General features: G+C 39.0%; 18 protein-coding genes, 1 tRNA gene and 2 rRNA genes (1 of these 21 running past the window's edge). 4 read left to right on the forward strand and 17 right to left on the reverse strand.

Annotation, left to right across the window (positions count from 1 at the left end; genetic code table 11):
* The 15 genes from IGL30_RS11895 to pth form a co-directional block, all read right to left on the reverse strand.
* A 23S ribosomal RNA gene (locus IGL30_RS11895) occupies nt 1-61 on the reverse strand (it extends 2,853 nt beyond the left edge of the window).
* 179 nt (nt 62-240) lie between these two features.
* Nucleotides 241-313 (reverse strand) — tRNA-Ala (locus tag IGL30_RS11900).
* Between the two features lie 78 nt (nt 314-391).
* Nucleotides 392-1,951, reverse strand: a 16S ribosomal RNA gene (locus IGL30_RS11905).
* Together the 16S and 23S rRNA genes with 1 tRNA gene alongside form the textbook arrangement of a ribosomal RNA operon.
* Nucleotides 1,952-2,839: 888 nt before the next feature.
* Nucleotides 2,840-4,336, reverse strand: a complete 1,497-nt coding sequence (lysS, locus tag IGL30_RS11910; protein WP_010720573.1) for a lysine--tRNA ligase — start codon at nt 4,334-4,336, stop codon at nt 2,840-2,842.
* Between the two features lie 118 nt (nt 4,337-4,454).
* On the reverse strand, nt 4,455-5,450 hold the full coding sequence (gene dusB / locus IGL30_RS11915) for a tRNA dihydrouridine synthase DusB (protein WP_010720574.1): 996 nt from the start codon (nt 5,448-5,450) through the stop codon (nt 4,455-4,457).
* Entirely contained in the window at nt 5,451-6,338 is an 888-nt protein-coding gene (hslO, locus tag IGL30_RS11920) for an Hsp33 family molecular chaperone HslO (RefSeq protein WP_010720575.1), read from the reverse strand.
* A gap of 214 nt (nt 6,339-6,552) precedes the next feature.
* Nucleotides 6,553-8,625: an ATP-dependent zinc metalloprotease FtsH gene (ftsH, locus tag IGL30_RS11925; RefSeq protein WP_088745184.1), complete on the reverse strand. Its 2,073-nt coding sequence runs from the start codon at nt 8,623-8,625 to the stop codon at nt 6,553-6,555.
* Between the two features lie 90 nt (nt 8,626-8,715).
* Nucleotides 8,716-9,261 (reverse strand): hypoxanthine phosphoribosyltransferase, encoded by a 546-nt coding sequence (gene hpt / locus IGL30_RS11930; protein ID WP_010737292.1) that lies wholly within the window; start codon nt 9,259-9,261, stop codon nt 8,716-8,718.
* Entirely contained in the window at nt 9,261-10,703 is a 1,443-nt protein-coding gene (gene tilS, locus IGL30_RS11935) for a tRNA lysidine(34) synthetase TilS (protein WP_123875109.1), read from the reverse strand. Before tilS ends, hpt begins: the two co-directional genes overlap by 1 nt.
* A gap of 110 nt (nt 10,704-10,813) precedes the next feature.
* The gene (locus IGL30_RS11940; RefSeq protein ID WP_010720579.1) at nt 10,814-11,296 is read right to left on the reverse strand and encodes a S1 domain-containing RNA-binding protein; all 483 of its coding nucleotides are present in this window, start codon (nt 11,294-11,296) and stop codon (nt 10,814-10,816) included.
* Nucleotides 11,297-11,340: 44 nt separating this feature from the next.
* Nucleotides 11,341-11,754, reverse strand: coding sequence for an FtsB family cell division protein (locus tag IGL30_RS11945; RefSeq protein ID WP_010737290.1), 414 nt, complete (start codon nt 11,752-11,754; stop codon nt 11,341-11,343).
* A 62-nt stretch (nt 11,755-11,816) separates the two neighbouring features.
* A complete protein-coding gene (locus IGL30_RS11950) occupies nt 11,817-12,092 on the reverse strand; it encodes an RNA-binding S4 domain-containing protein (RefSeq protein WP_010720581.1) in 276 nt (91 codons plus the stop codon).
* A complete protein-coding gene (locus IGL30_RS11955; protein ID WP_088745185.1) occupies nt 12,092-13,702 on the reverse strand; it encodes a putative polysaccharide biosynthesis protein in 1,611 nt (536 codons plus the stop codon). The genes IGL30_RS11950 and IGL30_RS11955 overlap by 1 nt, the downstream gene beginning before the upstream one ends.
* A gap of 15 nt (nt 13,703-13,717) precedes the next feature.
* A complete protein-coding gene (gene mfd / locus IGL30_RS11960) occupies nt 13,718-17,239 on the reverse strand; it encodes a transcription-repair coupling factor (protein WP_010720583.1) in 3,522 nt (1,173 codons plus the stop codon).
* 15 nt (nt 17,240-17,254) lie between these two features.
* Nucleotides 17,255-17,815, reverse strand: coding sequence for an aminoacyl-tRNA hydrolase (pth, locus tag IGL30_RS11965; RefSeq protein WP_088745186.1), 561 nt, complete (start codon nt 17,813-17,815; stop codon nt 17,255-17,257).
* 353 nt (nt 17,816-18,168) lie between these two features.
* Here pth and IGL30_RS11970 point away from each other — a divergent pair, with 353 nt between their 5' ends.
* From IGL30_RS11970 to IGL30_RS11980, 3 genes are all read left to right on the forward strand, one after another.
* Nucleotides 18,169-19,143, forward strand: a complete 975-nt coding sequence (locus tag IGL30_RS11970; RefSeq protein WP_005875171.1) for an L-lactate dehydrogenase — start codon at nt 18,169-18,171, stop codon at nt 19,141-19,143.
* Between the two features lie 170 nt (nt 19,144-19,313).
* Nucleotides 19,314-20,720, forward strand: a complete 1,407-nt coding sequence (locus IGL30_RS11975) for a L,D-transpeptidase family protein (RefSeq protein ID WP_010720585.1) — start codon at nt 19,314-19,316, stop codon at nt 20,718-20,720.
* Nucleotides 20,721-20,831: 111 nt separating this feature from the next.
* Nucleotides 20,832-21,275, forward strand: a complete 444-nt coding sequence (locus tag IGL30_RS11980; protein ID WP_088745187.1) for a hypothetical protein — start codon at nt 20,832-20,834, stop codon at nt 21,273-21,275.
* A 238-nt stretch (nt 21,276-21,513) separates the two neighbouring features.
* Here the strand turns inward: IGL30_RS11980 and IGL30_RS11985 are convergent, their stop codons facing one another.
* Complete coding sequence (locus IGL30_RS11985; RefSeq protein WP_088745188.1) at nt 21,514-22,020, reverse strand: VanZ family protein; 507 nt, start codon at nt 22,018-22,020, stop codon at nt 21,514-21,516.
* 118 nt (nt 22,021-22,138) lie between these two features.
* Here IGL30_RS11985 and IGL30_RS11990 point away from each other — a divergent pair, with 118 nt between their 5' ends.
* Nucleotides 22,139-23,941 (forward strand): M3 family oligoendopeptidase, encoded by a 1,803-nt coding sequence (locus IGL30_RS11990; protein WP_123875111.1) that lies wholly within the window; start codon nt 22,139-22,141, stop codon nt 23,939-23,941.
* Nucleotides 23,942-24,404: 463 nt separating this feature from the next.
* Here the strand turns inward: IGL30_RS11990 and IGL30_RS11995 are convergent, their stop codons facing one another.
* Nucleotides 24,405-25,955: an NlpC/P60 family protein gene (locus IGL30_RS11995; protein ID WP_088745190.1), complete on the reverse strand. Its 1,551-nt coding sequence runs from the start codon at nt 25,953-25,955 to the stop codon at nt 24,405-24,407.
* Nucleotides 25,956-26,057 lie beyond the last annotated feature (102 nt).

The raw sequence follows: 26,057 nt of genomic DNA on the forward strand, positions 1-26,057 counted from the left end.
TCCCGTCCTTCATCGGCTCCTAGTGCCAAGGCATCCACCGTGCGCCCTTATTCACTTAACCTTATCAACCTTACGGTTGGGTTTTGATCTTTCTTCTAGCGATAGAAGTCCAATCAAGAAAATAAGCAATTGAACTTATTAAAAAACTCATTCAACGCGGTGTTCTCGGTTTGTATTACTAATTTACTTCAAATATCCAGTTTTCAATGAACAAAATGTTTTAACAACTAATGTTGTTAATGGAGCCTAGCGGGATCGAACCGCTGACCTCCTGCGTGCAAAGCAGGCGCTCTCCCAGCTGAGCTAAGGCCCCGATTTATTTTTGAGAGTAGACCTCTCAAAACTGAACAAAGTATAAAACAAACAGTGTAGTCTCCGTAATATTCCTTAGAAAGGAGGTGATCCAGCCGCACCTTCCGATACGGCTACCTTGTTACGACTTCACCCCAATCATCTATCCCACCTTAGGCGGCTGGCTCCAAAAGGTTACCTCACCGACTTCGGGTGTTACAAACTCTCGTGGTGTGACGGGCGGTGTGTACAAGGCCCGGGAACGTATTCACCGCGGCGTGCTGATCCGCGATTACTAGCGATTCCGGCTTCATGTAGGCGAGTTGCAGCCTACAATCCGAACTGAGAGAAGCTTTAAGAGATTAGCTTAGCCTCGCGACTTTGCGACTCGTTGTACTTCCCATTGTAGCACGTGTGTAGCCCAGGTCATAAGGGGCATGATGATTTGACGTCATCCCCACCTTCCTCCGGTTTGTCACCGGCAGTCTTGCTAGAGTGCCCAACTAAATGATGGCAACTAACAATAAGGGTTGCGCTCGTTGCGGGACTTAACCCAACATCTCACGACACGAGCTGACGACAACCATGCACCACCTGTCACTTTGCCCCCGAAGGGGAAGCTCTATCTCTAGAGTGGTCAAAGGATGTCAAGACCTGGTAAGGTTCTTCGCGTTGCTTCGAATTAAACCACATGCTCCACCGCTTGTGCGGGCCCCCGTCAATTCCTTTGAGTTTCAACCTTGCGGTCGTACTCCCCAGGCGGAGTGCTTAATGCGTTAGCTGCAGCACTGAAGGGCGGAAACCCTCCAACACTTAGCACTCATCGTTTACGGCGTGGACTACCAGGGTATCTAATCCTGTTTGCTCCCCACGCTTTCGAGCCTCAGCGTCAGTTACAGACCAGAGAGCCGCCTTCGCCACTGGTGTTCCTCCATATATCTACGCATTTCACCGCTACACATGGAATTCCACTCTCCTCTTCTGCACTCAAGTCTCCCAGTTTCCAATGACCCTCCCCGGTTGAGCCGGGGGCTTTCACATCAGACTTAAGAAACCGCCTGCGCTCGCTTTACGCCCAATAAATCCGGACAACGCTTGCCACCTACGTATTACCGCGGCTGCTGGCACGTAGTTAGCCGTGGCTTTCTGGTTAGATACCGTCAAGGGATGAACAGTTACTCTCATCCTTGTTCTTCTCTAACAACAGAGTTTTACGATCCGAAAACCTTCTTCACTCACGCGGCGTTGCTCGGTCAGACTTTCGTCCATTGCCGAAGATTCCCTACTGCTGCCTCCCGTAGGAGTTTGGGCCGTGTCTCAGTCCCAATGTGGCCGATCACCCTCTCAGGTCGGCTATGCATCGTCGCCTTGGTGAGCCGTTACCTCACCAACTAGCTAATGCACCGCGGGTCCATCCATCAGCGACACCCGAAAGCGCCTTTCAAATCAAAACCATGCGGTTTCAATTGTTATACGGTATTAGCACCTGTTTCCAAGTGTTATCCCCTTCTGATGGGCAGGTTACCCACGTGTTACTCACCCGTTCGCCACTCCTCTTTTTCCGGTGGAGCAAGCTCCGGTGGAAAAAGAAGCGTTCGACTTGCATGTATTAGGCACGCCGCCAGCGTTCGTCCTGAGCCAGGATCAAACTCTCATAAAAAGTTCGAACAATCTTGCGATTGTTAAGCTCAATTGTTTGCTAGCATATTGCTTGCTTGTTAAAAATGTTTGTTGTCTTGAATCAATCAAGACGCCCTACACATTTGGTTTGTCTTTGCTTTGTTCAGTTTTCAAAGGTCTACTTGATTAAAAGCTAATCAGTTGAGATTGCCGTAGCAACTTTTATATCATATCAGAGCGACGTTTGTTTGTCAACTCTTTTTTCAAAAGTTTTTTTGACTTCGTTTTTTAGAAGTGTTTCAGCAACTCATTTATCATAACTCGTCGTTTGTTATTTGTCAACAACTTTTTTGAAGTTTTTTTCGATAGAATCAAGCTTCGTAAGCTATTGTTTTTTAACGACTCAGTTATCTTATCATGTGATCTCTCACACGTCAAGAACTTTTTGAAGTTATTTTTTATTTTTATCAGAAGTTATTTAGTGATAACTTTTGAACAAATAATAATATACCAACTAAACCTTTAACGGTCAACGAATTTTTTGTATTTTTTCAAGTTTTTTTCATTGGACGATCATTTCTGTAATTTTAAAAATAATCATTCGTATTTTAATAGTTTTCCTGCGATATTACTCCTCCCTTATTCTTTAATATTCGTTATAAATAAGAAGATCGTTTAATCAATCCACTCAAATACAAGCAAGCAATTCCTTTATCTATGCCTCCGCATAATAAATTTCTCGATTATCCTCGCCTTGCGTTTTTTACCGTACCTCATTATTTCAAAAAAAGAAACTGACAAAAAGTGGTGTAAGTTTTACGCTATCTATTAAAAATAGAGTGATCCTTTGACTTCTCTCTTTTACTAGACTATAAAAAAAGAAGCCAACAGTTCTTGGCTTCTTTTTTATTCATCATATTTACCATACCTAACGCATCGTTGGGAATAGTAAAACATCACGGATCGACTGTGCATCCGTCAATAACATAACTAAACGGTCAATTCCGATACCTAGACCGCCAGTTGGTGGCATACCATATTCTAAAGCTTCCAAGAAGTCTTCATCGACACCGTGTGCTTCATCGTTTCCTAGCTCACGTTCTTTTTCTTGGGCCTCAAAACGTTCTCTTTGATCAATTGGATCATTTAATTCGGTAAAGGCATTCGCAAATTCCCGACCAACGATAAACAATTCAAAACGATCGGTAAAGCGTGGATCTTCTGGATTCTTTTTCGCCAATGGAGATACTTCTACTGGATGTCCGTAAACAAAAGTTGGTTGTGTCAATGTTTCTTCCACAAAAGTTTCAAAGAACTCATTGATGACATGCCCTACGCCCATTGCTTCGGTCACTTCTACGTGATGCTCTTCAGCAAGTGCTAATGCTTCTTCTAATGTCATTTCTTTCCAGAAATCGACACCTGTTTGCTCTTTGATCGCATCAACCATATGGATACGTTTAAAGTCACTTTCCAAATCAACTGCTTGGCCATCATAAGTGATTTCTGCTGTACCAAGAACTTTTTGGGCTGCATTACGAATGATTCCTTCAGTCAAGTTCATGACATCCTGGAAATCTGTATAAGCGGTGTAAGCTTCTAACATCGTAAATTCTGGATTATGAGTTGTATCGATCCCTTCATTACGGAAAACGCGACCGATTTCGTAAACTTTTTCCATTCCACCCACAATTAGGCGTTTTAAATGAAGTTCTAACGCAATACGTAAGTATAAATCAATATCTAGTGCGTTATGGTGTGTAATAAATGGACGAGCTGCAGCACCACCGGCTTCATTGTGTAAGACTGGTGTTTCTACTTCAATATAGCCATTACCATCTAAGTAACGACGGATTTCGCTAATAATTTGGCTACGTTTCATGAAGCGATCAAAACTTTCACGGTTACTGATCAAATCAAGATAACGTTGACGATAACGTTGTTCAATATTAGTCAATCCATGGTATTTATCTGGCAACGGACGTAAAGCTTTTGATAAAATAGTGATTTCTGATGCCTTGATTGAAACTTCGCCAGTATCAGTCTTCATGATTTCACCTGTTACGCCAAAGAAGTCGCCTAAATCAGCATGTTTGAATACATCATAGGCTTCATCACCTACTTGATCTTTACGTACATAAATTTGGATTTGGCCTTCACGATCTTGTAAGTGAGCAAATCCAGCTTTTCCTTTACCACGACGAGTGATCATTCGACCGGCTACACTTGCAGTTAGCCCCATCTCTGCTAATTCTTCTTTTGTTCTTGGATCAAACAATTCATGTAATTCTTCTGAATTGTGCGTACGTTCAAATCGTTTACCAAAAGGATCAATCCCATTTTCTCTTAATTGCTCCATTTTTTGACGGCGAACAAGCATTTGATCGTTTAAATCTTCTACTTGATGTTGTTGTTCCTGTGTCACAAAAGTTCCTCCATTCTCATGTTATTCTCTTTCCTATAATGCCAATGAAACACAAAAAAAGCAAGCCGAACTTAAAGTTCGACTTGAAAATTCACGAAAAACTTAGAAAATCACTGGATTATTTCACAGATACTTTTTCTGTTTTCTCTAAAAAGCGGTCAAGCAGTTCATTGATTTCTACTTGTTTTTCTGCTTGATTGATTGCAACTTTTACTTTTGCTGCTCGAGAGATTCCTTTTAAATAATAGGAAGCATGTGTCCGAAATTCTCGGCACGCAACAACCTCCCCTTTTAAATCGACTAAACGTTTCAAATGTAATTTAGCGGTCTCGATTTTTTCTCTTGGTGTTGGTTCAGGGATTAACTCGCCGGTTTCTAAGTAATGCTGGGTGCGATGGATCATCCAAGGATTGCCTAACGCTGCACGCCCGATCATTACACCATCCGCTCCTACGTATTCTAACATTCTTTTAGCATCTTCCGGAGTTTTGACATCTCCATTGCCCATAAATGGGATCTTGAGCTGACTTTTAACTTCTTTCAATACTTCCCAGTTTGCTTTACCTTCATACATTTGTACTCTCGTACGTCCGTGCATGGCGATTGCACTGGCGCCAGCTGCTTCAGCCGCTAAAGCATTTTGCACAGCAAAGACATGTTGGTCATCCCAACCGATTCTCATTTTCACGGTAACTGGTACATCAACGGCAGAAGAGACAGCTTGCACCATCTCATAAACTTTATCTGGATCCAATAACCATTTAGCGCCTGCTTCTGCTTTGATGATTTTGTTCACTGGGCAACCCATATTGATATCAATGATGTCAGCCGCTGTATTTTCTTGAACGAATTGGGCAGCCTCGACCAAAGTATCTTTGTTTCCACCAAAAATTTGCAAGCTTAGTGGATGTTCTGTTTCTTCGATATGCAGCATCTCTAATGTTTTCTTGTTTCTAAAATGGATTCCTTGGTCACTGATCATCTCACAGACGACTAATCCAGCACCGAACTCTTTGACGGTCACACGAAAAGCTGAATTAGTGATTCCAGCCATCGGTGCGACAACTACTCGATTGGGAATTTCAACATGTCCGATTTTCCATGTATGTTCCACTTATTTTCCTCCCAGCGCTTCTGCTTTTAGCTCGGATAATTCTGCTTCACTGTATTCATACTTGTTGTTGCAGAATGAACAAACGGCTTCTGCTCCGTGATCTTCATCAATCATTGCTTGGATTTCTTCTGCCCCTAAAGCAATAATTGCTTCCCCAAATTTTTCTTTTGAGCAATCACATTTGAATTGTACCGGCATTTTCTCTAAAATATTCAACTCACTAGTTCCTAGTAAACCTTCAAGAATTTTTTCAGGTGTTAATCCTTCGTCTAATAAAGTAGAAATACGTGGTGTCGTTTTTAATTGTTCTTCAATTTTACTGATAGTTTCTTCATCTGCACCAGGCATGATTTGGATCATAAATCCACCAGCTGTTTTGATACTGTCATCCGTGTTAACTAAAACGCTCAATCCAACTGCTGAAGGAATCTGTTCTGAGATTGCAAGATAATAGGTAAAGTCTTCCGCAATTTCTCCAGAAACAATAGGTGTTTGTCCCGAAAATGGTTCTTTCAAACCGAGGTCTTTAGTAACACTGAACATCCCTTGCGTTCCCACAGCACCACGCACATCAATTTTTCCTGCTTCATTCAAAGGTAGGCTCAAATGAGGGTTTTGGATATAGCCTTTGACTTCTCCTTTGCCATTCGCATCTACCACAATCCCATTAGCCGGACCATTCCCTTGAATCCGCACAGTTAACTTGTCTTCCCCTTTTAGCGTCGAACCTAGTAAAAGTCCGCCAACAAGCGTACGACCTAATGCAGCCGATGATGTATGCCAAGTGTCGTGTCGCTTTTGGGCTTCTGCAACAGTATTTGTTGCTTGAACTGCATAAGCACGTACATAGCCATCATAGGCCAGTGCCTTAATCAAATAATCTTCCATTTATTTATGTACCTCTTTTCCGATTTTTAAATTCATAGTGAATCATACTAGTTACGCTGATAATTTTCAACTTATGAATGTTATCTTTTCTTTTATTTGCCTATTCTATAATAAAAAATAAAACAACTACTAAAAAAGAGCCACGACTTTTGTCGTAGCTCTCATTTTTTAGCGATTATTTCGGTTGATCATCCGAATCATCTGTTGAAGAAGTTTAATGTTCTTCTTCATTTAATTCTTTTTTCTCTTCTTCAAATTCTTTCTTATCGTGCTCAAAATCTTGCTTTTCTTCCGCTTGTTTTTCTGCGTCTTTTTCTTCCAAAGCACGTTTTGCTTCTTCAAAAGTTTGCGCTTCTTTTTCACTAGGATAATTAGCAGATTCTGAACCTTCAGGCATAACACCTTTTTCAAATAAAGATTTGATTGCTTTCGCATCGAGTGTTTCAAATTCTAACAGTTTTTCAGCGATCAATTTATGTTGAGCTCGATGTGCTTCGATGATCTCATGCGCTTTTTGATGAGCTTCCATCAAAATCTTACGCACTTCTTGGTCAATTTCAAAGGCCACTTGTTCAGAGTAAGCTTTCGTTTGACCATAGTCACGACCAACGAATACTTGATGATTTCCTTCATATTGAACTGGACCTAAACGATCACTCATTCCATATTCAGTTACCATGCTTCGTGCTAAAGCTGTTGCTTGTTCAAAGTCATTAGAAGCCCCAGTTGATTGAACGTTGAAGATGATTTCTTCTGCTGTTCGACCACCAAGCAAACCAACGATTTGTTCAAACATATCTTCTTTTGTCATCAAGAATTGATCTTCTTTTGGTAAGGCGATCATATAACCACCTGCACGTCCACGTGGAATAATGGTTACTTTATGAACCACACGTGCCCGACTCAAGACTAAACCAACGATCGTATGACCTGCTTCGTGATAAGCCACCATTTCTCGTTCTTTTTTGCTGATTACGCGATCTTTCTTAGCTGGACCTGCAATCACGCGATCTTCTGCTTCATCAATATCTGAAGCATCGATTTTCTTCTTGTTACGACGAGCCGCAACTAAAGCTGCTTCGTTTAAGACATTTTCTAAATCTGCACCAGCAAAACCTGGTGTTTGTTGTGCCACGACTTTCAAATCAACGTCATCTGCCATCGGTTTGTTTCGTGCGTGAACACGTAAGATTGCTTCACGGCCTTTCACATCTGGACGACCAACTAAAATTTGACGGTCAAAACGTCCTGGACGTAAAAGTGCAGGGTCAAGTACATCTGAACGGTTTGTTGCAGCAATGACGATAACACCTTCATTCCCATCAAATCCGTCCATTTCAACTAGCAATTGGTTCAGTGTTTGTTCACGTTCATCATGTCCACCGCCCATGCCTGCGCCACGTTGACGACCAACAGCATCAATTTCATCGATGAAGATGATTGCTGGAGCATTTTTCTTCGCTGTTTCAAATAAGTCACGAACACGACTTGCCCCAACACCCACAAACATTTCTACAAAGTCAGAACCTGAAATAGAGTAAAACGGTACACCCGCTTCTCCAGCTACAGCTTTTGCTAACAATGTTTTACCAGTTCCTGGAGGTCCTTCTAAAAGAACACCAGCTGGGATACGTGCGCCTAACTCAACAAAACGTCGCGGATCTCTTAAGAATTCAACAACTTCAACCAACTCTTGTTTCTCTTCTTCTGCACCAGCGACATCTGAGAAGCGTACACGGTTAGCTTTTTTGTCGGCTTCTTTGGCTTTTGATTTACCAAAGTTCATGACACGGCCACCGCCGCCTCCGCCACCACCTTGTTGCCCCATCATCATATAGAAGAAGAACACAAGGATGATAATTGGTAAGAAGCTTAGCAATAAGGATACCCATACGCCACTGCTTGATTCTTCTTTGACTGTTGTAGCTACGTTATGTTCTTTCGCTAAATCAGTCACTTGGCTAAGTGTGGTATCGTTTGGCAAAATAATCGTTGTAAAGTGTGTCGTTTTTGTATCTGTCGATCCTAAGATAGCAAGTCCACCACTGTTAGAGACGGTTTGCTGTTCTTTATACTCTCCAGAAATTTTATATACACCATTTGCAGGTTGCACTTCAAATTCTTTGATTTTACCTGCTTGTAATTGTTCTGTAAATTTTGTGTACTCGATATCTGACGATCGTTGGCCGTTATTACCAAAGATAAAATATACGACCATAACCATCGCTAAGATTACGAGGACATAATACAAGGCATTTTTCATCATGCCATTGTTTTTTTTGTTCATAGTTGCCCTCCCTATGCGTTATTTTAATTTAGCATTTTTTTTATCAATCCTGACCATTCTATTGTAACACAATTTATAGTAGATACAGCACTAATTTGATTGATAAACGCTAGGCTTCAATACACCGATGTATGGTAAATTACGGTAAGCTTCTGCATAATCTAATCCGTAACCCACTACAAATTCATTAGGAACATTGAATCCAACATAGTCTGCTTCAATATCAACTACTCTACCTTCTGGTTTATCAAGCAATGTGACAATTTTCACTGATTTTGCTTTACGGTATTTAAATAGATCAACCAAATAAGCGAGTGTTCTTCCACTATCGATGATATCTTCAACGATCAGTAAGTCACGGCCTTCAACATTGGTATCTAAATCTTTGACGATTTTGACTTCTCCTGATGAAACCGTTGCATTTCCATAACTTGAAACATCCATAAAGTCTATTTCCAAGTGAGCATCAATCGAACGTATGATATCTGCCATGAATGGAACAGCGCCTTTTAGAACACCAACAACGAGTGGATTATTATGCTTATAAGTTTCTGCCAATTCTTTGCCTAGTTCTTCACAACGAACTTGTATTTCTTCTCTTGTAATCAAAACTTTTTCAATATCCTTTTCTAACATCAGGTTCTCCTTCCAATTGCTTCTTTGTGATATTTGTAAAGAAGTATGTAGTGTATTTTATCAGTTTCTACACCAATACTCAAATAGGAATAGGTAAATGGGACTAAACTATAAATATTTTCATTTTGATCCCTCACGACCCATGCCTCTTTTCTTTGTGAATCAGGTACTTTGTTATCAATCAAATATCTGGATATTTTCTTTTTTAGTTTGCTATTTAGCTGGATACGCTCTCCTGCTTGTCTCTTTCCTACAAACAGTTCTTGATGTGAAGATAGCCAAAGATCATGAGAAAACTCGTCCCAATCATCTACTTTTCTAGCTTCTTCGGCTGCTTCAGGTGTAAACAAGCCGATCCAGCAGCTTTCATCTAACCTGATGCGTTGATTCAACTCCAACTTATACGCCTCTGTTCGTTCTTGTATTGTTTTTGAGGGATCAGCTTTCTCTTGGATAAGATAGATTTTTTCATAGCTACGTTGCAGAACCCACCCTCGTTCAAGAGTAATTTTCCATTGGCCTTTTTTCTGTTGACACTGTTGTAAAATCAGTTGGATTTGTTTTTCTTTGATCACGATCGCTGTTTTTTCAAAAAAATGATCAAAGAATGCGTATAAGAAATAATAGCTTTCTTCTTCTGGCATCTCCGCTAATAGTTTCCAAGGAAAATGCACCCGTTCGTTTTCTTCTACGACATTTTCCATCAAGACTTTCTTCATGTGTGTTTGAATCAATCGATCTGCCCATTGGATCTGCTGCGAAAAACGTTGAAAATGAACCATTGCTTGTGGATTTTCTTGTTTTAGTTGAGGCAGAACCAAATGACGAAGGCGATTACGCTGAACATCCAACTCTTGATTCGTATGGTCTTCAAAATAAACCAGCTCTCGCTCTGAAGCATATTGATATAATTGCGCCTTACTAAATCCTAGTAACGGACGAATCAATCGCCCATTGGAGAAGGGTTGGGCTTCTTTGATTCCAGCATAGGTACTAAGTTGCCCCCCACGCAACAACTTCATTAAAACCGTTTCCATTTGGTCATCCCCATGATGTGCCGTCATTAGGCAGTCATAGCTGCCGCTTTGCATCTGCTTCGCAAACACTTGATAACGAAACTCTCGAGCCGCTGTTTCAATGCCCTTTTTTGTTGGCTTTTCCCAAACTTCCATTTGTAACGGGAGTTGATGTTGTTGACAATACTTCTTTAAATACGCAACTTCATGAACAGATTCTTCTCTTAATTGATGATTGATATGGGTCACTGCCAAAAAGAAACCCCATTTTTTTTGCGCTTCCATCATTAAATCCAGAAGAACCATAGAATCTACTCCCCCAGAAACCGCCAGTAGCGCTCTTGTTTTTTCATTCAAATAACCATTGATTTCACAATTTGTCAAAAAACGTTGTCTGATCTTCCTTGCGTCTTGTTCTTCTTCCATCGAATCACTTCCTTGTTCCTTCTCGGCTTCAATCAACCTACCATCAAAGATTCCAATGAAAAAAAGAGCGGACAAAAGTCTGCGACAATTGCCTGCTCTTAAGTTTTTGGTTAGCTGCGACGTCCGCCGCGTCCGCCACGTTTACCTTCTGTATTGCGCTTCAAGGAAGTCAATCGATCATCACTATCCTTTAAAAATGAACTCATTAATGAATCGAAGTCTTCTTTATGGTTATTAGAAGATTGACTGCGAGAAAAAGGTTTTTTCTGTGTTGAACGACCTCGATTATCGCGAGGATCTCTTTGTTGGTATTTTTTTGGACGCTTATCATCATCTGATTCTGTTGATTCCGCTGGTTTTGGTTGTGTTTGACGGATTGATAATCCAATTTTACCATCATCATTAACTGAGATAACTTTAACAGTTACTTCATCACTGACACTTAAAACATCATGAATATCTTTGATATAGCCATTTGAGACTTCACTGATATGAACTAGACCAGTTTTTCCAGCTCCTAAATCAATAAACGCGCCAAAATTTGTAATTCCTGATACTTTCCCTTGCAGTTTTGCTCCTACCTCGATTGACATAAAAAAAATGTTCCTCCTAATTATTAACCTATTTATAATACTGCTTATTTTGCAGTTGTTGAACTAGTTGTTTGGTCTGTGTCATCCGTATTTGATTCTAATACTGGATAAACCTGCTCGCCTTCTTTTGAATAAAAGTATTTGCTTCTCGCAAGTTTCGCCACATAGTCATCATCTTTCAATAATGAGACATCCTGTGTTAGCTGATCCACATCAGCATTGACTTGGCTTAATTCCGTATTTGCTTCAACTTTCAATTCGTTTAATTGATTCATTCTTTGCATATCACGAAAAATTTGAAAACCTAAAATTGCGAAAATGACCAAAGCACCTATAAAAATAACTGCTAATCGACGTCTACGAAAAATCAACTGGCGTTGTTGTTCTTGAAATTCGACATATTTTTTCTTTGCATACTCTGTATCTAAAGCAGCAATTTTGTTGCTTTTTTTTGTCACTTCTCTTCGCTCCAATCTTTTTTGATTGTCGTTTTCATTATACCAATATCATTGAGGGTTGTCTAATCTATTTCGTCAGTGTTTTGCTTGCGAATCTCCGAAATGATCTCATACATTTTTTGAGCATCTTCTTTTTTTGTTGACTCATGTAATTCATTGACTTTTACTTCCATTGTTTTGTTTCCAAATTGGATCTTCAATTGATCGCCTACCTTGACATCACTAGAAGATTTAGCCAATTTTCCGTTGATTTGAATTCTTCCTTTATCTGCCACTTCTTTTGCTACAGAGCGGCGTTTGATAATTCGGGAAATTTTAAGAAATTTATCTAATCGCATTAGGATTCCTCACTTTTATTTTTTATAAGTTTATTAAATCGTAAAATCTTTTTTCCAAACGGTAACATCAACCATTCTCTAACCGTAAATAATTTTGTCCAGATCACAGCATTCACAAAGACGAACGCTCCGATTCCTACACCTGCTAAACTGGCAAAGAATGCAGAAGACCGATGAGCAACCGGGCCAAAAATCATCGTCAGTCCGCCATAATAAATCAGTAAGGCTAAGATCATCCATCCCAAACATTGAAGCAATTTACTTCCAAAGCGACGTTCTTTCCAGAACTGATTGATTTCACTAGTCTCCGTGTGGACAAAATACCATAGAGTGACAGCCAATCCTAGCAAGGTCGACAAACTAGCTCCTACTGTCCCTAGATAACCAGTTAGAAACGGGGTTGCCAAAGCTTTGGCTAACAGCCCCCAGCCTGCACCTTTCAAAGAGGGACGAAAAGAATTTTTACTTTGGGCAATACTTTGATAGGTTTGGATGATTGCTGTTAAAGCAATTGCAAAGACGAATAGCACCAACGCTGCATTCCCAGCGTAATCTTTAAATAGCGCATAGTTGATATACGGTAAAAGCATAGCTAGTCCTACAGAAGCAGCTAATGCTAAAGTCGTTGTTAACCGTAAATAGATTTTGGCAGTCTTTAGAAATTGACTATGCACAGCCGTCATCAAGTACTTCGTCAATGCAGGTAAGAAAGTCGCACTTAATGCAGTTGCAATCACTAGTCCTAATTGAACTAACGGTTGCCCACGATCATAGACCCCTTTTGCAATTTTTGCACTTTGTTCAGATAGTCCATAAACTTGAAGCGCATTTTTTACAAAAAATGAGTCGATCAGCTGAAAGAAAATCAGCAGACCACTATAGATTGACACTAAGCCCCCTTCAACTAAAAAACGCCGGATCAATCGTTTGTCAGGTCGTTTCGTGACCGAAAAATGTCGAAAATTTAACGCCCCACCATGGATCTTTTGTTCATAATAGCGCAACACACCATAGGCACAAAGTCCCCCGATGACTGCACCACTCATAGCAGCAGTTCCTGTTTGGTAAACTGACCAGCCAAATAGTCGAAAAGCAAAGGCACTGAAAACGATGATCGCCACTCTCACAAATTGTTCAACGACTTGTGAAACAGCTGTCGGTTCCATCAAAAATCTGCCTTGGAAATTTCCTCGATAAAAAGATAGTCCTGGCATCAGTAAGAAAGTAAATGAAACGATTTGGATCAGCGGTCGTAATTGCTGATCCCCCATCATCCAAGCAATCCAACGGCTAAAGAGAAAAGTAAACAGCCACAGAACAATCCCTGTCCAAAAAACTAATGGATAAAGCCGTTGCAGTGCTTCTTTTCGCTGAATTGGATCTTTTCGTTCAGCGACATATTTTGAAATGAATTGCGGTAAACCAGACAACGCTAAAGTCATGGCAATCCCATAGATTGGGTATACTTGTTGGTATACATAAAATCCTTCATCACCAACTAAGTTTTGGAGCGGAATGCGGTACAGCGCACTTAGGACTTTTGCTATGAAAGAAGCAATCGTCAATATAAATGCGCCATGCATCACGCGACGCATCTCTTTATGGTCCAAAGTATTCGCTCCTTCCTAAGCAGACAGATATTTTTGTTCACGTAAAGCTTTGACAAAACGTTGGATTTCTTGCAACCAAACTGCTTCATCGGTCTTGTTAGGAACCGTTAGTCGAATCACCATTTTTTCTTTTTCTACACCTAAACTTGCTTTTAGTTTTGTTGCAGTCAAAGCTTCAAATAACTGTTCTACAGTATAGCGTTTTGTTCCTGCTTTACTTAGATTAAAGACGATAGTCTGCTGTTGCTTGCGAATTGTTTCAATCAAGGCGCGATCGCCATCCATTTTGATTTGACCAATCGTTAAGAGATGTGCCACCTCTTCAGGGTATTCCCCAAAACGGTCTAAAAGATCATCTTCTAATTCATCAAGCATTTCTTGTGAATCAAGTTCCCTGATCCGTTTATAAATTTCAATTTTCTGTCTTTGGTCCGAAACATATTCTTCTGGCAAGTAAGCATCGACCCCAAGATCGATTTCAACTGCTGTTTTTTCCACTTGGTTGTTCTTTCCTTGTTTACGTAAAACAGCATCACTTAACATTTGCGAATACATGTCGAATCCGACAGCATCAATAAAGCCGTGCTGCTGCGCACCTAGCAGATTTCCTGCTCCTCGGATCGATAAATCCCGCATAGCGATTTTAAAACCAGAGCCTAGTTCGGTGAAATCTTTAATGGCTTGAAGACGTTTTTCGCTGACTTCATTCAAGATTTTTTGTTGTTCATACATGAAGTAGGCGTACGCCACTCGGTTGCTTCGTCCCACACGACCACGTAATTGATAAAGAGTCGATAGCCCCATGTAATCAGCATTTTCAACGAAGAGCGTATTCGCATTTGGAATATCGACACCCGTTTCAATGATCGTCGTTGTGACTAACACATCATATTGTCCTTCAATAAAATCAAACAATGTATTTTCTAATTGTGCTTCAGTCATTTGACCATGCGCATAACCGATTCGTGCTTCTGGTACAAGTTCTTGGATTTCTTCCACTTTTTGTTCGATCGTCTCTACTCGATTATAGAGATAGAACACTTGACCGCCACGCCCCATTTCTCGATGGATAGCTTCACGAATCGCTCCAGGATTTTTTTCCATCACGTAAGTTTGAATCGGATAACGATTGGCAGGCGGTGTTTCGATCACTGATAAATCACGAACCCCGAGCATTGACATGTGGAGTGTCCGTGGGATCGGTGTCGCTGTCAACGTCAAGACATCCACTTGGGCACGTAGTTGTTTCAAACGTTCTTTATGTTTTACACCAAAACGCTGTTCTTCGTCAACGATCAATAACCCTAAGTCACTAAATTCAATGTCTTTAGATAAGATACGATGCGTTCCGACTACGATATCGATTTGTCCAGTACGTAATTGTTCAATCGTTTCTTTTTGTTGTTTTTTCGTTCGGAAACGACTCAATAGACCTACATTTACTGGAAATCCTTCAAAACGTTCCAACATCGTTTCATAATGTTGTTGGGCGAGAATGGTCGTAGGAACTAAAAAGGCAACTTGTTTACTTTCCTTGACGGCTTTAAAAGCAGCTCGTAAAGCCACTTCCGTTTTACCGTAGCCAACATCACCAACGAGCAAACGATCCATCGGTTTTTCTTTTTCCATATCTCGTTTGATCTCTGCGGCACTCCGTAATTGGTCATCCGTTTCAGAGTATGGGAAGGCATTTTCAAATTCTTTTTGATACCCATCATCCGGTCCAAACGCATACCCTTTTTCTGATTCTCTGGCAGCATATAGTTTGATCAGATCATCTGCGATATCTTCAATTTTAGACGAAACCTTTCTTTTGGTTTTCGTCCATTCACTACTGCCTAATTTATTGATACGAGGTGCTTTTGATTCAGAAGCAACATATTTTTGGATCAAATTCAGCTGGGTAACCGGAATAAATAATTTATCGTCATTTTGATAAAGGATCGTCATGTAGTCTTGATGGACACCATCCACTTCTAACGTTTCCATCCCAATATATTTACCGATCCCGTGATTTGCGTGAACGACATAGTCGCCTGCTTTTAGTTCATTATAGCTTTTTAAACGTTCCGCATTAGTTACGGTTTGTCGCCGTGTTTGTTTCTTCGTCGTTTTTTGGAAAATTTCTTTTTCCGTAATTGCGACTATTTTCTCTTGAGGAAGTTCGAACCCTGTTTGCAGCGCCCCTTCCACTAGTTGCACTTGTCCTCTGATCAGTTTTTCTTTTTCGGTTTCCACGACTAGGATCTCTTCATCACGTAACATCTGCTCCGCTTTTCTAATCCGTTCTTTCGTAGGAATAAAGATGACTACTGTTTGTTCTTGCTTACGCCATCGGTCCATTTCTGTTTTCAATAATGGCATTTGACCGAAAAATTGTTGCATCGTACGATATTGAAAATTGTGAATCGCTTGAAAACGTAAATTCCCCATACCCTTTTGAAAAAGCGCAAAAAAAGTCGTCACAAATTTTTCTTTTTGAACTAATTTATGCACATCATTGACAAAGACTTGCTCTGAGAAGACACGTAATTCACTAATTTTTTGTGTTTGCCATTCAGCTGCTTCTCTTTCGATCTCCCGATTTGTTTCCATGATTCGTTGATAATCATCCACAATGAATAAACTACTTGTTGGAAAATAATCAAGGATCGTCGTTTCTTCTTGATAAAGAAGATCAGCATAAAGTTTCGCGTCTTCTGTCGGATTTCCTGCTTGCCATTGCGCGATCACTTGTCCAAAATAATCCTGCACGAATTGGCGGTCTGTTTCTTCTGAAATCGTCGCTAGTTTCTTTTCTAACAACTTTTCCAGTCGGTCGATCCCATGAAGTAAATCAGCTTGGTCGTAGACCTGTTCACTTGTCGGTGCGATCCAAATTTCTGTTACTTTTTCGATCGAGCGTTGAGTTTCTACTTCAAAATATCGCATGGAGTCAATCTCTACATCAAATAATTCGATACGTACGGGATGTTCGAGATTGATCGGATAGATATCAATGATGCTGCCACGAATACTATACTCTCCTGTTTTTGCCACCATCTCAACTCGTTCGTAGCCTAATAAAGTCAATAGACGAGGCAGATCGTCAACGGCTATTTCCTCTCCCGTTCGCCAAGTCAATTGGGCTTGTTTCCAAACTTTTGGACTGGGTAATCGTTTATGCAATGCTGCTACTGGTAATAAATAGACACCTGGTTGTTTTTGTTGCAGGGCATTTAGTGTAGCAACTCGTTCTCTTCTTGCTTCTGGGGAAGAAAAAGCCATTTCCGCAGAAAGAACTTCATCTACTGGAAAAGAATGTATTTGTTCTGCTGGCAAAACATGTTGCAAATCTTCTGCTAGTTGATTCGCATAATACAGATTAGGCATTAATACGACTAAGTTTTTCTTTGTTTTTTTGAACGCTCGAGCAAAGAGAAGAGTTTTGGCTGAACCAGCTAAACCAGTGATCAATTGTCTTGGTGATTTTTCTTCTATCTGGTTGAGCCATTCCTTTACCTGTGGATCTTTACCAATTAATTGAACGATATCCATTTTTTTCCTCCTTCGCTAATTGAATTTGTTCATCGTATCGATAAACGTATGACCATCCAGCATAAACTCGAGTGCTGCCACTGACTGATCGATACTTGCTTCAATCAATGGTTGAACTTCTTTACTAAATGGGCTTAGCACGTGTTGAACAACAGTTTTGTTTCCTTCTGGTCGACCAATGCCTACTTTGATACGGTCAAATACATTCGTATTCAAGTGAGAAATGATACTTTTTATTCCATTATGTCCCCCAGCACTCCCTTTTTGGCGCAAGCGGATCTTGCCAGTTACAAGATCTAAATCATCATAAACAACAACTAATTCTTCCGGATAAATACCGAAATAAGTCATTAATGGTCCTACAGCACGACCAGATTCGTTCATAAAAGTTTGCGGCTTCACTAATAAGATTTTTTCTCCTTGATAGAAAAACTCTGCAACTTCCGCTTCAAATGTATTTTTTTTAAACACAGCTTGTTGCTTTTCAGCCATGCGATCAACGACCATAAAGCCGATATTATGTTTGGTTTGTGCATATTTGGTTCCTGGGTTTCCAAGCCCTACGATCATTTTCATTTGTTCTACCACCTAATTGAAAAAAGCAGCACAAAAGGCTGGAGCGCCCTAAAGCAATCCAGTCTTTGACTCATTTTTTCATTTTTTTACTTTCTACTATTAAGTATAACACACAAGTACCTGTTTCAACAAAAAGAGAATGTTTAACAAATGATAAAGAAATTAAAATTTTCTTCAAAGTCTAATAAATTAATAACCTTTTAAAAATAGTGAAATCACGCACATGTAAGCTTTTACATATAATACAACCTTGTTATCTGTTATATTTTATAGCCAAATAGCGTGACAGCGGGCTTGATAAATGTTAGCATAGGCATGGGAAAAAACAAAATCAATGGAAGGATTGATATATAATGACTGCAGCTGCAGAAAAAAAAGATCATCAAAAAGTAATTCTTGTTGGAGATGGCGCCGTAGGTTCTAGCTATGCCTTTGCTCTAGTTACTCAAAACATTGCACAAGAAGTAGGTATCGTAGATATCAACACAGCAAAAACTGAAGGAGATGCTATTGATTTATCACATGCTCTAGCATTTACTTCACCTAAAAAAATCTACTCTGCTACTTATGCAGATGCACATGATGCTGACTTAGTAGTTATCACTGCTGGTGCACCACAAAAACCAGGTGAAACTCGTTTAGACTTAGTAAATAAAAACTTAAAAATCAACCGCGATGTAGTAACACAAATTGTTGAATCAGGATTCAATGGTATTTTCTTAGTTGCTGCTAACCCAGTAGATATTTTAACTTACTCAACTTGGAAATTCTCAGGCTTCCCTAAAGAACGCGTAATCGGTTCAGGTACTTCACTTGACTCAGCTCGCTTCCGTCAAGCACTTGCAGAATTAGTTGATGTTGATGCACGTAACGTCCATGCTTATATCTTAGGTGAACACGGTGACTCAGAATTTCCTGTTTGGTCACATGCTAACGTTGCTGGTTTACAAATTTATGAATGGGTTAAAAACAATCCAGACGTTGATGAAGAAGCAATGGTTAACTTATTCTTTGGTGTACGTGATGCTGCTTACACAATCATTGAAAAGAAAGGCGCTACTTTCTATGGTATCGCTGTAGCCTTAGCACGTATCACTCGTGCCATCTTAGATGATGAAAATGCTGTACTTCCACTATCTGTATTTATGAATGGTGAATACGGCTTGAACGATATCTACATTGGTGCCCCTGCAGTAATCAACCGTCAAGGTATCCAAAAAGTTATCGAAATCCCTCTAAGTGACAGCGAACAAGATCGTATGGCTGCTTCAGCTAAACAATTAAAAGAAATCTTAGATGAAGCTTTTTCTAAATTAGACGCTGAATAATTAGAATAAATTTAACCACTTAATCAAGCAGAATGTCAGCATTCTGCTTGATTTTTTTACTTAACGATCGTTAAATTTTTGCTAAATCATTTGTCCCCTTCGTCTTTTTTCTCAAAATATGCTATGATTAGTTCGTTATACGCTAAACTATCAAATAAGGAGCTGCCCGCATGACAAGATCTTCTCATCATAAAAAATCGAAATCGCTACACATTGGTCTATTAACTACGCTAGGCGTATTCCTCGCATTAATCGGCTTTTACGCTTACCGCAGTACATATTACACCAATCATTTTTTACCTAACACGGAAATTAATTCCATCAATGTAAGTAACCTGACCGTGCAACAGGCAAATGACAAATTAAAAGACACCTTTTCCAATAAAAAGCTGACGATTGAAGAAAATGGGAAAGTTTGGGAAGAGATCGCAAAATCTGAGCTTGGTTATAAAGATGACTTTTCAGCAGATTTATCTCGATTGTTAAACCAACAAAATGCTTGGTCATGGGGCATGAACTATGTTTCCGCTAGTGAAAAACAAGAAATTGATCCACAAGATACTGATCATCAAAAACTAGATGAAACGCTGGCTTCCACGACGAATAAGCTAACCGAATTAAATAAAGATCGGACACAGACACAAGATGCGACGATTGAAAAATCTGGTGACTCTTTCAAAATAAAACCAGAAGTAACTGGCGATACGATTGATGTGACAGCAGCTATCAACGCGCTGAAAACCAGTGTGAAGGATGGCAAAAACAAAATTGATTTAACTAAATTTCAAACAAAACCAAAAGTGACAGCGACCGATAAAAATTTAACAAAACAAGTCGATGAAATGAATGCCATTGCTAATATCAAAGGAACCTATAGTATCAACGGCAATACTTTCCAGATACCTCGTTCTGAAATTGCTAACTGGCTAACTTACACAGATGGTAAAGTTGATTTAGATACAACACAAGTTAAAAACTATGTAACAGGTTTAGGAGAAAAATATAACACGAGTACGAATGACACGAAATTTAAAAGTACAAAACGTGGTGAAGTAACGGTTCCTGTTGGTACCTATAGTTGGTCAATCAAAACTGATGCAGAAACAGAAGCTTTGAAGTCAGCCATTTTGGCAGGTAAAGACTTTACCCGTTCACCAATTGTTCAAGGTGCCACAACAGCTGATCATCCTTTAATAGAAGATACCTATATCGAAGTTGATTTAAAAAACCAGCATATGTGGTATTACAAGGATGGTAAAGTTGCGCTAGAAACTGACATCGTGTCTGGAAAACCTAAGACCCCTACTCCAGCTGGTGTTTTCTATGTTTGGAACAAAGAGGAAAATGCCACATTAAAAGGAACGAATGATGATGGAACCCCTTATGCAAGTCCTGTAAACTACTGGATGCCAGTGGACTGGACAGGCGTTGGTATTCATGATTCCGACTGGCAACCTGAATATGGTGGCGATCTTTGGAAAACTCGTGGATCTCATGGATGTGTCAATACGCCGCCAAGTGTCATGAAAGAATTGTTTGGCATGGTAGAAAAAGGTACACCAGTAATCATTTTCTGATAGCTTCAATAAAAAATGAATTCATAAAAAAACTGGTTTCTCAACAAAGTTTATCTTAAACTTTAGAGAGACCATTTTTTTTACGTCTATCACTATCAAAGGGGGAATAAAATGGACGATAAGTTACAAGCTAAAAAAACTTATTATCAACAGTTTCTTGATTACACTGAGCAACAGATCTTAGAATTATCCGCCAGTATCGCAGACCAGCAAAAACTACTCGTCAAACCAGAGAATAATGAATTTGAACAAAAGATTTTAGTCAAAAAACTAGCTAGTGACAAGAGAAAAATTCAATCATTTTTAAATGGTAAGGGCCTCCTCTGTTCAATCCTTCAGCAGCTGGATAATATTCATACTACGATCGCGAATCAAGATCAAAATAATTCGCTATGGAATAGGTTTTTTCGCTCATCATCAAATGAGTTGGCTAATCACCAGAAATTATTACATACATATGAACTTCTGTTTGAAGAAATAATGAAAGGATTATACAGCGATACACAAAAGGCGTCACCGTATAAAAAACTAGTGCCCAAAGAGAGGTACAGATAATGATTCAAGGATAAAATCAACTACTCCTAAAATAAATTCCAATCCAATCTATCAATAAATAAACAACAGTTGGCTTTGATCCACAAGTTCTATTGTATAAAAATGAATCACAAGTATACTACGAAATGAAGCCGAAAAATCCTAAAATAGAAAACTATTTTAGAATTTTTCGGCTTCATACTCAATTTTAATTACTTCTATAACTCATTTTTTCATGTACACTAATTGATCCTTCTACCTAAAAATTTTTTCTCACAAAACCAACGATCAAGCATAAGACAATCGCTGTCAATGCCCCCATTGAATCGAGCATGACATCTTGGAAAGACGGTGTTCGATCCCCTGTAATCATCTGATGAAATTCATCTAACCCAGCATAACCGGTCGCCGATAACCAAGCTAAGACACTTGTTAACCACCAGATTTTCATTTTAGGAAAGACCCCTAAAAACAAACTACCACCTAAAATAAAATAAGACCCAAAATGAGCACCTTTTCGTAAGAAAAATTCAACGAATTTACCATAACCTAAATGATCTACACTCACTACACCATCGCCATAAGTAAAACGAATATTATCAAATACTTGTTTAAACGGATGATTGGGAAACCACTCTTCGATCCTGGAGACTTGGGATTGTTGTCCGTAAGTTTGCGATGAACTGTAAAATAAGAGAGCCATGATGAGTACTGCAATAACTAAATAAAAGTTGCCATTTTTCATTTGTTTTTTTATTGAATTCATAAGTCACCTCTGCCATTTATAATAGCTCTTTTTTTGCGAAACAACAAACTTTTCTTAGAGACTTAAATAAGAAAATAATGCTATACTAATTGTATTATAAATTGAAGGGAGCTTTTTCATGACATATTCACTAAATTGGGATCTTGATTCAATTTTTTCAGGTGGAAGTGATTCCCCAGCCTTAAATGAACGCTTAGAACAATTAGAAAAACAAATCAATACCTATTATCAATCCGTTAATCAATGGGATCATTCAGTCAGTACAAATGATGAACTTACGACACTGATCAAACAACAAGAAACAATTACAGAAGGTTTTTCTCAATGTAATAGTTATATTACGGCTTTGTTATCTGCGAATGTCAAAGATACCCAAGCAAAGCTTTTATCAGGAAAATTATATGCACTATTACCACGTTGGCAATCAGCCGATACGATTTTATCGAAAAAATTTGCAGAAATATCTGACAATAATTGGCAAACATTGCTCCAAACAGATGAATTTTCTTTGATTGCTTTTCGTATGAATGAGATTCGCAGAGACGGTCATCGTTTATTGTCCGAAGCAGAAGAAAACATCATCAATACACTCTCATTAGACGGGCTGAATGCGTGGAGCAGTCATTACGACACAATTGTGGGAACAATCGTGATTCCATTTGAAGAAAATGGCAAGGTAACTGACTTGTCAGCAGGTCAAGCATTCAATAAAATGATGGGTGATCCAGATCCACTCGTACGTGAAAAGTTATTTATTGCCTGGGAAAAAGCTTGGCAAGAAAAAACGTCTTTACTATCGGACACATTAAATCACTTAGATGGTTTCCGTTTATCAACCTATAAACTACATGGTATGAACGACTATTTACAAAAACCATTAGAATACAATCGTTTGAAAAAAGAAACACTTGATGTGATGTGGGCAACTATCCAAAAAAATAAACAACCGTTAGTTGATTACTTAACAAGAAAAGCCAATCTTTTCGGTAAAGAAAAAATGGAGTGGCAAGATCAAGATGCACCAATTATTTTAGGAGATCTAAAGGAAAAGACGTTTACCTTTGACGAAGCTGCCTCTTTTATCATTGAGAATTTTCAAAAATTCAGTCCCAAAATGGCAACCTTTGCACAATCTGCATTTGAAAAAAGTTGGATTGAAGCAGAGGATCGTCCGGGAAAACGACCTGGCGGGTATTGTACTGAGCTGCCAGAAACCCAAGAATCCAGAATTTTTATGACCTATAGTAACTCAGTCAATGAAGTAGCTACGCTAGCCCACGAATTAGGTCATGCTTTTCATAGTAGTGTCATGTGGGATCTGCCAGCATTGAACCGTGATTACGCAATGAATGTTGCTGAAACTGCTAGCACGTTTGCTGAATTGATTGTCGCTGATGCTACCTTAAAAGCAGCCAAAACGAAAGAAGAAAAAATCAATTTATTAGATACTAAATTACAAAATGCTTTGGCCATGTTTATGAATATCCATTCTCGTTTCATTTTCGAAAATCGTTTCTATTCTGCGCGACAAGAAGGACTTGTTTCAGAAGAAGAAATCACTCAAATGATGGTTGAAGCTCAAAAAGAAGGTTATCATGATGCCTTAGCTACTTACCACCCACACTTCTGGGCAGCTAAATTGCATTTCTTTATTGATGATGTTCCTTTTTATAACTTCCCTTACACGTTTGGCTATTTGTTTAGTTTAGGTATTTATGCTTATGCAAACAAAAAAGGGACAAGTTTTGAGCAAGAATACATTGAGTTATTAAGAGATACAGCTTCAATGACAACCGAAGAACTTGCTCAAAAACATTTAGGTGTTGACTTAACGAAACCAGATTTCTGGCAAGCTGGCATCGATATGGTTTTAGAGGATATCAATAGTTTCATGACACTTTCTGAAGAATATGTTCGTTAATTGATCAAGCTAAATCATTACTAGGTAAAACGATCGATTCACAAACAGTAAAAATAGCATTTTTTTCATTCATCGGAAATCCTATTTTGACTAATAAGTCCAAATGAGCTAGAGAGAATAGTGATTGGTTTACACCAACCTTCTTCACTCTAGCTCATTTATTTTGGTCGCTTCGTCTCTCATTCCAAACATCCATGATCATTTTTTGTGAAAATCACCAACGTCTTCTATTATTTTATAGCTACATATAAACTTCATTCTTTACTCACTGATTGCATTACAGACTAAAAAAAGACACGTTGTCAAAGGATATTGGTAAAAAGAAATCTTAGAATCATAGGATGTCATTTTTATACTTTTTAAACCATAAAAAAGATGTTAGTGAATTTCACCAACATCAAAAAGAATAGAGCCACAAAAAAATGAACAGGAAGATTTCTCCTCCTGTTCATTCTATTTATTATTACATACTTACTGCAAAATCAGGTGTGTACCATTGAACTGAACCAACTTTAACATTTTCACCTGGTTGAGGTGCATGGATATATTGTCCGCCACCTAATGAAATAGCTACGTGATAAGTTCCGCCAGCAGAACCCCAGAATAATAAGTCTCCAGCTTTTGCTTGAGAAACTGAAATTTTTGTTCCAGCTGATTCTTGAGGTACTGTCCAACCACCGATGTCACGGCCAGTTACTTGTAAATATACATAGCGTGTAAATCCAGAACAGTCAAAGCCACTTGGATCTTTACCACCCCATACATATGGAGTACCAATATATTTGTAAGCTTCTGCTACAATCGCAGCGCCGTTCACACTACCAGAAGGATTTGGTGCTGGTGTTGGAGCAGGCGTTGGTGTAGGTGTTGGAGCTGGTGTTACAGTATTATTGTTATTGTTGTTATTTGTTGTACTGTTATTAGTGCTATTATTAGTACTATTGTTTGTATTATTATTTACATTTGTATTAGAGCTGCTTGAACTGCTTTCTGTATTCGCAGGTGTTGACTCTTGTGTAGAAGATTCAGGAACTGTTGATTCTTCTGTTGAAGATGATTCAGTAGAAGAAGAGCCAGTTGATGAATTTTCTGTTGTTGTAGAAGATTCAGTAGATGTTGATTCTTCTGTTGTTGAAGACTCAGGAGCTTTTGATTCTTCACTTGAAGATTGTGCAGCTGATGAGCTTTCTGTTGTAGTTGATGCTGATGATGAAGCTTGTGTTTGTGCAGCTTGTGCAGCAGCTTGTTCACGTGCTTCTTTTTCAGCTTTTTCTTGAGCTGCTTGTTGACGAGCTTGTTCTGCTAAGCGAGCTTGTTCACGGATACGTGCTTGCTCTGCTTCAGCTTCAGCTTTCTTACGGTTCAAGTCAGCTTTCTTATCTTCTGCTGTTGCTTGTTCAGCAGCCAATGAAGTTTTCAAGACATTTAAGTCAGCTTGTTTTGCTAATAAATCGCCTTTTTGTGACTCTAAAGCAGCTTGGTTGTCAGCAAGTTCTTTTTGTTTTGCTTCATTTTCAGCTTTTTTCGCTTCTACTGCTTGTTTGTCTTCTTTTTGTTGTTGTACTAAGTCTTGGTTTGCTTTAACGATTGTAGACATTGCTTGGATACGACCAACAGCATCTGCTAATGAATCTGCATTTAACACAGCGTCAATATAGTTTGAACTAGTATTTTTTACTTGTGTTTCACGTGCTTGTTTTTGGATTGTTGCTTCACGTTTTTCAATACGTTCTTGTAAATCTTTGATTTCTTGTTTTAATTGAGCAGATTCTTTACGCAATGTATCTTGTTTAGTTAATAAATCTTGCGCTTTTGTGTTAATAGCAGAAACTTGACCTTCTAATGCTTCAATTTGTGATTGTGCACTTGCTTGTTGGTTTTGTAAGTCTGCAATTTTTTTGTCTTGTTGTTGTATCTGAGAATCAAAATCGTCCGCCGCGGCAGCGATCGGTGATCCTACGGCAGTTAAAGCGATTGAACTTAGCATTACCGCTGATAATAAACTCTTTTTCACTCTTCATTCCTCCGACTGGCTTAATTTAATAAATATCTAAATATATTTAAGTCTTTCTTAACGATATAAAAATTGTACCATAGCAGTATGTCAACGATATAA

The sequence above is a fragment of the Enterococcus sp. DIV1089c genome, from assembly GCF_050530965.1.
GTDB lineage: Bacteria > Bacillota > Bacilli > Lactobacillales > Enterococcaceae > Enterococcus_B > Enterococcus_B hirae.